This window comes from Bradyrhizobium sp. Kon69 (genome assembly GCF_055807515.1).
The window spans coordinates 38,493-47,585 of record NZ_JBVVOS010000045.1 but is presented as its reverse complement, the minus strand read 5'-3'; the positions used below and the strand labels follow the sequence as shown (position 1 = coordinate 47,585).

The following is a 9,093-nucleotide window of genomic DNA, read 5'->3' as shown; positions in this document are numbered from 1 at the left end:
ACCCCGGCAGAGGCCTTCTCCTCTCAACTGTTGCACTTCGAGTGTGAATCCACCTCCTGGCTTTCGCCAGGACGACAGCGGGGCTCCATCACCGCCTGCTTGTAGCGACTACATCACCACCGGCGCGTCCGGCAGCTCGTTCGCATGCGGGCCCTGCGGCGGAAAGTGCTTCGCCAACTCCCGGGACACCGCCTCGATGCCGCCGATCACGCCGCGCTCGAACTGCCCCGACCTGAACTCGACTTCCATGGCGCGGCAGATGCCCTCCCAACGCTCGGCGCCAACCTTCGCATCGATACCGCGATCGGCGATGATCTCGACATCGCGGTCGGCGAGCAGGAGATAGATCAGGACGCCGTTATTGTGCGCGGTGTCCCAGATGCGCAGTTGCGAGAACACGTCGAGCGCGCGCTCGCGCGCCGGCTGGTTGCGAAACAGCGGGCCGCCGTCGAGCGCGCCTTCGACCACGAACCGCACCTGTCCGGAATGCATGGCTTCGCCACGCTTGATCGCCTGCTCGATGCGGTCGAGCACGTCTTTCGGAAACACCTGCTTGGCACGCCAATGATGCTGGAGCAGATGCCGGGTGATGCGCCTGATGCTCATGACCTACCAGCTCCCCGAAGCACCGCCGCCGCCAAAGCTGCCGCCACCGCCGCTGAATCCGCCGCTCGACGACGACCCGCTGCTCCAGCCGCCGGATGACGAACCGCTCGACCACGAGCGGCCGCGCGCGGATCCCGTGCCCGATCCCGCCCCAAACAGATCCGCGATAAACGTCAGGACAGCGCCGAGCACACCGACGCCCAGTCCGATCACCGCAGAGCCGATCACGAACCAGGCGATCACACCAACGATCGCTCCGGTTATCCCCGAACCGAACAGCCGCCCGAACATGGAGCGCAGGATGCCGCCGATGACCAGCGGGCCGAACAGCAGAAAGAAAAAAAGCGGCTCGACGTCGTTCCAATCGCCGAAATTCACGCTGCGCGAGGGCGTCGGCAGCGGCTCGCCATCGATGACGCGGATCATGCGGTCGACGCCCGCCGTGATGCCGCCGGCGAAATCGCCACTCCTGAATTTCGGCGTGATGGCTTCGTCGATGATGCGCCGCGAGGTGACGTCGGTGAGCGCGCCCTCGAGGCCGTAACCGACCTCGATGCGCAAATGCCGGTCGTTCTTGGCCACCACGAGGATGGCGCCGTCGTCGACGTTCTTGCGTCCGATCTTCCAGGCCTCCGCAACGCGGATCGCGAATTGCTCGATCGTCTCCGGATCCGTCGTCGGCACGATCAGGACGACCAGCTGGCTGCCTTTGCGGGTCTCGAAGTCCTGCAGCTTTTGCGACAACGCTGCGATGTCGCCGCTGGAAAGCGTCCCGGTCTGATCGACGACGCGGCCGGTGAGCTGGGGTATGGCGACATCGGCTGAGGCGGGGAATACCGAGCCAAACAATAGCGAGAATACGATTATCGTGCGCCACACATGCGCTGTCATCGCCCGGCGCGACCGGGCGATCCAGTATTCCAGAGACGCCAGCGGGATATGTTGAAGCCGCGGCGTACTGGATTCCCCGCTTTCGCGGGGAATGACGGCGGTGGGTGGGGCTGCGCGCATGCGCAAAATAGCGCGCACTTACTTCGACGGCGCGGGCGCCGGATTGAAATCGACCTTCGGTGCGGTCGAGATTTCCTTCTCGTTTGCGACCGAGAAGTTCGGCTTCTCCTTGTAACCGAACATCATCGCGGTGACGTTGCTCGGGAACGAGCGGATGGTGACGTTATAGTCCTGCACCGCCTTGATGTAGCGGTTGCGCGCCACCGTGATGCGGTTCTCGGTGCCTTCGAGCTGCGACATCAAATCCTTGAACAGCGCATCCGACTTGAGCTGCGGGTAGTTCTCGGTAACCACGAGCAGCCGGGACAGCGCGCCGGAGAGCTCGCCCTGGGCCGCCTGGAATTTCTGGAATGCGGCGGGATCGTTCAGCACCTCGGGCGTCGCCTGGATGCTGCCGACCTTGGCGCGGGCATTGGTGACGCCGAGCAGCACGTCCTTCTCCTGCTGCGCAAAACCCTTCACCGAGTTGACGAGGTTGGGCACGAGATCGGCGCGGCGCTGGTACTGGTTCACGACCTCGGACCAGTTGGCCTTGATCTGCTCGTCCTCGCTCTGGATCGCGTTATAGCCGCAATTGGTGAGGCTCAACGAGGCCAGCGCCGCCAGCACGGTCAGGATCTTTCGCATCAAATTTCTCCCGGTGGAATCGGGCGCAAGCTACCAGATTGCGCGCGCGAGATACCAGACATCTTGCGTCCCGGCCGAAGCCGCGAAAGGCAGCCGATGTACGCAAGCCTCTTGCTTAATCCCGGCTGTAATAGTCAACTTGAGGGAACAATAATGCCAAGTCGGGAACGCCAGGGGAACGCGATGAGCTCGTTCGAGACCATCCTCGTGGAGAGGCCGGAGCCGGCGATTGCCCGGGTCGTGATGAACCGGCCCGACGTGCGCAACGCGCAGAACCTGCAAATGACCTACGATCTCAACGCCGCCTTCGATCAGGCGGTGCAGGACGACGCGGTCAAGGTGATCATTCTGGCCGGCAACGGCCCGCACTTCTCCTCAGGCCATGATTTGCGACCTGGCAGCAAGAATGAAGCGGGCGTGGATTTTCCGCCGATCGGAAATTGGGGCGGCTTCGCTGAGCCAAACGCCCATGGCCGCTTCGCGCGCGAGCAGGAGATCTATCTCCAGATCACGCGGCGCTGGCGTAACCTCGCGAAGCCGACCATTGCGGAGGTGCACGGCAAGTGCATCGCCGGCGGCCTGATGCTGGCATGGGCCTGCGATCTCATCGTCGCGAGCGACGATGCGCAGTTCTGCGATCCCGTGGTCACCATGGGTGTCTGCGGCGTCGAATGGTTCGTGCATCCCTGGGAGCTCGGACCACGCAAGGCCAAGGAATTTCTGTTCACGGCCGACAGCTGGAGCGCGCAGGAGGCGCACCAGCTCGGCATGGTCAACAAGGTCGTGCCGCGCGCGGAGCTCTCATCGCAGGTGCTGGAGCTGGCACGCCGGATCGCATCAAAGCCGTCCTTTGCGCTGAAGCTGACCAAGGAAGCCGTGAATCGTTCGGTTGACGTGATGGGCCAACCGGCCGCAATCGACCAGGCCTTTGCGCTGCATCAGCTCTGTCACGCGCATAATCTTCAGGAATTCGGCATGGTGGTCGATCCATCCGGCCTGCACCCCTCCGTGCGCAAGCCGCCGGCGGCCGCGGAGTAGACAGGATGGATCTCAATCTCAGCGACGAGCAACGGCTGCTGCGCGAAAGCGCGGAGCGCTTCGTGGCCGAAAGCTACAATGCCGCTCACCGCCGCAAGATGGCGAACGATCCGCTCGGCTTCAGCCCGGCGGTGTGGACACAATTCGCCGAGCTCGGTTGGCTGGCATTGCCGATCGCGGAAGAGTTTGGCGGGCTCGGCGGCAGCGCGGTCGAGATCGGCATTTTGATGGAAGCCTTCGGCCGCGGGCTGGTGTCGGAGCCGTATATCGCAACAATCGTGCTTGGCGCTGCGTTGATCGAGCGATGCGGCAGCACGGCGCAGAAGCAGGCCATCCTGCCGAAGATCGCGGACGGATCGTTGAAGCTCGCGTTCGCGCATTCCGAGCGCGCGGCGCGGTTCGATCTTGCCAAGGTCGCAACCACCGCCCACAAGACGGCGCAAGGCTGGCGCCTGGCCGGCAGCAAGATTGCCGTGCTCGATGGCCACGCCGCCGACGAGATCATCGTCTCCGCGCATATCCATGATCATCAGGGGCCGTCGGCGCGGATCGGCCTGTTCCTGGTGCCGGCGACGACGCCGCGTGTTGCGATCTCCGACTACGAGCGCCTCGGCGGCGGGCGGGCCTGCAACATCGAGCTGTCGGACGTGCAATTGCCGGAGGATGCCTTGCTCGGCAACGGGCATGACGCGCTGCCGCCAATCGAATGGGCCGTTGACCGCGCCATGGCCGCACTCGGTGCCGAGGCCGTTGGCATCATGCAGGTGCTGCTGGACACCACGCTGGAGTACACAAAAATTCGAAAGCAATTCGGCCGGCCGCTCTCGGCCAATCAGGTGATCCGCCACCGCCTCGCCGACATGGCGGTGCAGGTCGACGAAGCGCGTTCGATGGCGCTGCGCGCCGCGCTGAAGGTCGACGCCGATCCGGTCGAGCGCGCGCGGGCCGCGTCAGGCGCGAAGGCGAAGATCGGCAGATCCGCACGTTTCGTCGGCGAGCAGTCGATCCAGCTTCACGGCGGCATGGGCGTTACCGAGGAGCTCGAGGTCGGCGCCTATTTCAAGCGGCTGGTCGCGTTCGACACGCTGTTCGGCGGCAGCGCCCACCATTACGGCCGCCACGCCCTGCTTGGCCGCACCACCGTGCCGGCCTGACACTGGGAGAGCCTCATGGACCTGTCCTTCAATGCCGAAGAGCGCGCCTTTCAGGATCAGGTGCGCGGCTTCATTGCCAAAAATCTCACCGAGGAGATGAAGCGCGCGACCGCGCTGACGCCGTCCGTGTTCTCCGACCCCGATATCGGCATGGCCTGGCAGCGCACGCTGCACAGCCGCGGCTGGGGCGCGCCGGGCTGGCCGGTCGAGCATGGCGGACCCGACTGGACTCCGGCGCAGCGCTGGATTTTCGAGACTGAAAGCGCGCGGGCCGGCGTGCCCAATGTCAACGTGATGGGCGTGAAGATGGTCGGGCCCGTCATCATCGGCTTCGGCTCGGCGGAGCAGAAGAACTTCTACCTGCCGCGCATTCTGTCCGGCGAGGATTATTGGTGCCAGGGCTATTCCGAGCCGGGCTCCGGCTCCGATCTCTCCTCGCTGAAGACGCGCGCGGTGCGCGACGGCGACGACTACATCATCAACGGCACCAAGATCTGGACCACCCATGCCCACCACGCAAACCGCATGTTCGCGCTGGTGCGCACCAGCGACGGCCCGCGGCAGCAGGACGGCATCAGCTTCATCCTGATCGACATGAAGACGCCGGGCATCACAACGCGCCCCATCCTCACCATCGGCGGCGACCACGAGGTCAACCAGGTGTTCTTCGACGATGTACGCGTTCCCGTGGCGAACCGCGTCGGCGAGGAAGGCAAGGGCTGGACCTACGGCAAGTATCTGCTTGAGTTCGAGCGCGGCTCCGGCATCGCGTCGGCAAAATTGCGCGAAGGGCTGAAGGCGATCGCGGATCTCGCTGAATCGGACTTGACGGGACGTGCGATCGACAGCCCTGACATCGCAACGCGCATCTCCGAGGTCGAAATCGACATCGACGCGCTGGAGATGACCGAGCTGCGCGTGCTGTCGGCGCTGCAGACCGGACAGAATCCCGGTGCGGTGTCGTCGATCCTGAAGCTGCGCAACAGCGAGATCCGCCAGGCCGTGACGCGGCTTGGCGCCGACGTGATCGGCCATGACGCCCTCGCGGTCGAGCCGATGCGTCCGCTCTACAAGCTCAACCATGAGCCGGCGATGCCGGAGGAGATGCTGACGGTGGTGCCGGAATATCTCAACGGCCGCGCCTATACGATCTTCGGCGGCACCTCGGAGATCCAGCGCGATATTATTGCGAAGATGATGCTAGGAATTTAGCACTTGTAGCCCGGATGGAGCGCAGCGCAATCCGGGACAACAATCGCGAGCGGCCCCGGATTTCGCTGCGCTCCATCCGGGCTACACGCCAAACAACTAGCCCACCTTCGCATCTCTGATCGCCTGCCAGATCTTCTGCGGCGTCAAGGGCGTGTTGAGCTGGGTGATGCCGAGCTCGGCGAGCGCATCCATCACGCCGTTGGTGACGCAAGGCGGACCGCCGATGGCGCCGGATTCGCCGCAGCCCTTGGCGCCGAGCGGATTGGTGCGACAGGGCGCGGAATCGTCGAGCGTCACCACGATCGGCGGAACGTCGTCGGCGCGCGGGATGCAATAGTCCTGGTAGCTCGCGGTGAGCAGCTGGCCGTCGGCATCATAGGACACGCCCTCATACAGCGCCTGGCCGATACCCTGCGCGACACCGCCATGGATCTGTCCCGTCACCAGCATCGGGTTCACGGCGACACCGACGTCGTCGACGGTGGTGTAGCGCACGACCTTGGACACGCCGGTCTCGGGATCGATCTCGACCTCGCAGATATGCGTGCCGTTCGGCCAGCTCGGACCATCCACTTCGCCTTCGGAATCGACGCTGAGTTTTGCGCCGCTCTCCTTCTCTGCAATATCGAACAGGCTGATGCGGCGGTCGGTGCCGACCACGGTGAGCATGCCGCCATGGTATTCGATGTCCTCGATCGAGGTCTCCAGCACGTTCGCCGCCTTCTCGCGCGCCTTCTGGATCAGATCGTTGGAGGAGACCGCGACCGCCGTGCCGCCGACGAACAGGGAACGCGAGCCGACGCTGCCAAAGCCTGTCGCCAGATCAGTGTCGCCCTGGACCACATCGATCTTGTCCATGGGGACGCCGAGCGTGTCGGAGATCATCTGGGTGTAGGTGGTCTGCAACCCCTGCCCCATCGCCATGGTCCCCGAATGCAGCACGACGCGACCTTCCGACGTCGCGTGCAGGCTGACCTTCTCGGTGTGAGCGCGGCCGCCGGTCCATTCGATATAGGAGGTGAGCCCGCGGCCGTAGAGCAGGCCCTTCTTCTTCGCCGCCTTCTTGCGCGCGGCAAAGCCGTCCCAATCCGCAAGCTTCACGGCACGGTCGAGCATGTGCGCGAAGGCGCCGGAATCGTAAACCTGCCCCGCAGCATTCGTATACGGCAGTTGCGCCGGCTTGATATAGTTGGCTTTCCGGATCGCGCGCGGATCCATGCCGATTTTCCGCGCGGCCGCGTCGAACAGACGCTCGACGATGAACACGGCCTCCGGGCGGCCCGCACCGCGATAGGCGCCGACCGGCGCGGTGTGGGTCATCACCGACTTCACCTCGAAATGCACCAGCGGCAAATCGTAGACGCCGGTCTGCACGAACGGTCCCAGCACCAGCGGAATGATGTTGGCCGCGCCCGAGGAATACGCGCCGGTACAGCCGATCGAGCTGACGCGATAGGCCAGCACCTTGCCCTTCTCGTCGAGCGCGAAGGAAGCGGTCGAGGTCAGATCGCGGCCATGGGTGCCGCCGACGAATTCGTCGGTGCGGTCGCCCCGCCAGCGGATCTTCCTGTTCAGCTTGGTCGCGGCATAGGCGACGATGCCGTCCTCGGGATAGAGGTTGGTCTTCTGGCCAAAGCCGCCGCCGATATCGCCGACCAGCACGCGCACGCTGTCCTTCGGACGCTTCAGCACGGCCTCGGCCAGCACGTCGCGGGTCGAGGCCGGCGTCTGCGACTGCACATGCAGGAGGAGGCGGCCGGAGTTCTTGTCGATCTCGGCAATGGTCGAGCGCGGCTCCATGGCCGACGGCACGAGGCGCTGGCTGACGAGATCGAGCTCGACCGTATGCGCCGCCTTGGCAAAAGCCTCGTCCACCTTGGCGGCATCGCCGTAAGCCATCGCGCCGACGATGTTGTCGGGCGCCTCCGGCCACACCAATGGCGCGCCGGGCTTGACCGCCTCGACGGGATCGACCACCGCCGGCTGCACGTCATATTCGACCACGATCGCTTCGGCTGCGTTCTGCGCATCGGCTCGCGAGGAAGCCACCACGGCAGCCACGGCCTCGCCGGCGTAGCGCACGATGTCGTGCGCCAGCAGGCGGCGTGGCGGCACCGTCATCGGCTTGCCGTCAGGGCGCTTGAAGATGCTCAGCGTCGGGATGACGCCGATGTCGTCCTTGACGAGGTCGGCGCCGGTGTAGACCGCGGTCACGCCGGGCATCGCAGTGGCGGCGCCGGTGTCGATCGAGACGATCTTCGCGTGGGCATGCGGCGAGCGCAGCAGGTACAACCACAGCGCGCCATCTTCCGGCTTGTCGTCGATGAACTGCCCCTTCCCGGTGAGCAGTCGGTGGTCTTCCAAACGCTTGACGGGCTGCCCCGCTCCGAAACGCAAATTGCCGGGAAGAATGTTCATTCCGTGGGGTCCCTTAATCTCTCAAATGCGGCCGCCTTTTAGCGGATCGAGGCATGCGAGGCCAGCCGCGGTTTTGGGCGGTATATCTACGATTTCGTCATGCCGGGGGCATAGGCGAGCGGAAGCAAAGCCGTCCTATGGACGCCTAGCCCAGCTCCCGCAGGACCGCTTCCACGACCTTGCGCGCATCGGCGGTGAGTGCGGCCTGCGGCGGGACGGGATCGCCAACGTCGTAGCCCTGGAAGGCCAATCCGGCCTTGATGCAGGCCGCCAGGTTGAAGCGGGCAAAAGCCTCGTTGATGCGCCACAGCCTGCGCTGGAGCGCCATCGCCTCGTCCCAGCGGCCGGCCTTGCAGAGCTCGTACAGCGCGACGCTCTGGCGCGGGATGATGCAGGCGGGCCCCGCCATCCAGCCGAGCCCGCCGATCAGCATCACGGCAGCCGGGATGTGTGCGGAGGCCGAGAACACCCGCAAGGCATCGCCGCAGCGGTTCATGATCGAGAGCAGCCGGCCGGTGTTGGTCGAGGCATCCTTGATGTAGCCGATGCGCGGATGTTCGGCGAGGCGCGCGATGGTGTCGAGGGTGAGATCGGAGCGCTGGAATTGCGGATTGGTGTAGATGACGACGGGGATGTCCACGGCATCCGCGATGGCGCGGAAATAGGATTCGATTTGGGCATCGGCGAGCGGGAAATACGCTTCCAGGATCGCCAGAATGCCGTCGGCGCCGAGCTTCTGATACGCCTTCGCCTGCGCCACCGCATCAGTCGTCGAGGTGGAGGCGACGCCCGCGACCACAGGCACGCGTCCCCTTGCCGCCTCGATCGTGGTCTGCACGATTGCGGTGCGTTGGGCGGCGTTGAGATAGGCGAACTCGCCGGTCGAGCCGAGCGGGGTCAGACCGTGGACGCCGGCGCTTATCAGATCGTCGCAGAGCTTTGCGAGCACGTTCGTCCGCACCGCGCCGTCGGCAGCGACGGGAGAGACGAGATAGGGAAAGACGCCGCGAAAATCGGACATGTCAGC

8 protein-coding genes are annotated in these 9,093 nt (G+C 64.9%); 3 read left to right on the top strand and 5 right to left on the bottom strand.

Annotated features, from left to right (window positions below; all coding sequences use genetic code 11):
- Positions 1 to 108 precede the first annotated feature (108 nt).
- The 3 genes from AC0L3U_RS36315 to AC0L3U_RS36305 form a co-directional block, all read right to left on the bottom strand.
- Complete coding sequence (locus tag AC0L3U_RS36315; RefSeq protein WP_473364861.1) at positions 109 to 606, bottom strand: TPM domain-containing protein; 498 nt, start codon at positions 604 to 606, stop codon at positions 109 to 111.
- A gap of 3 nt (positions 607 to 609) precedes the next feature.
- Positions 610 to 1,497, bottom strand: a complete 888-nt coding sequence (locus tag AC0L3U_RS36310) for a TPM domain-containing protein (RefSeq protein WP_473364860.1) — start codon at positions 1,495 to 1,497, stop codon at positions 610 to 612.
- A gap of 138 nt (positions 1,498 to 1,635) precedes the next feature.
- Positions 1,636 to 2,244: a LemA family protein gene (locus AC0L3U_RS36305; protein ID WP_473364859.1), complete on the bottom strand. Its 609-nt coding sequence runs from the start codon at positions 2,242 to 2,244 to the stop codon at positions 1,636 to 1,638.
- A gap of 183 nt (positions 2,245 to 2,427) precedes the next feature.
- Between AC0L3U_RS36305 and AC0L3U_RS36300 the strand changes: the two genes are divergently transcribed.
- The 3 genes from AC0L3U_RS36300 to AC0L3U_RS36290 are packed head-to-tail and all read left to right on the top strand — an operon-like array spanning position 2,428 to position 5,648.
- Complete coding sequence (locus AC0L3U_RS36300) at positions 2,428 to 3,282, top strand: enoyl-CoA hydratase (protein ID WP_473364858.1); 855 nt, start codon at positions 2,428 to 2,430, stop codon at positions 3,280 to 3,282.
- 5 nt (positions 3,283 to 3,287) lie between these two features.
- Entirely contained in the window at positions 3,288 to 4,436 is a 1,149-nt protein-coding gene (locus AC0L3U_RS36295) for an acyl-CoA dehydrogenase family protein (RefSeq protein WP_473364857.1), read from the top strand.
- A 15-nt stretch (positions 4,437 to 4,451) separates the two neighbouring features.
- Positions 4,452 to 5,648 carry an acyl-CoA dehydrogenase family protein gene (locus tag AC0L3U_RS36290; RefSeq protein WP_473364856.1) on the top strand — a complete coding sequence of 399 codons (1,197 nt, stop codon included), beginning with the start codon at positions 4,452 to 4,454 and terminating at the stop codon, positions 5,646 to 5,648.
- A 96-nt stretch (positions 5,649 to 5,744) separates the two neighbouring features.
- Here AC0L3U_RS36290 and AC0L3U_RS36285 read toward each other — a convergent pair whose 3' ends face one another.
- Positions 5,745 to 8,066 carry a xanthine dehydrogenase family protein molybdopterin-binding subunit gene (locus AC0L3U_RS36285; RefSeq protein ID WP_473364855.1) on the bottom strand — a complete coding sequence of 774 codons (2,322 nt, stop codon included), beginning with the start codon at positions 8,064 to 8,066 and terminating at the stop codon, positions 5,745 to 5,747.
- A gap of 145 nt (positions 8,067 to 8,211) precedes the next feature.
- Entirely contained in the window at positions 8,212 to 9,087 is an 876-nt protein-coding gene (locus tag AC0L3U_RS36280; protein WP_473364854.1) for a dihydrodipicolinate synthase family protein, read from the bottom strand.
- Between the last annotated feature and the right edge of the window lie 6 nt (positions 9,088 to 9,093).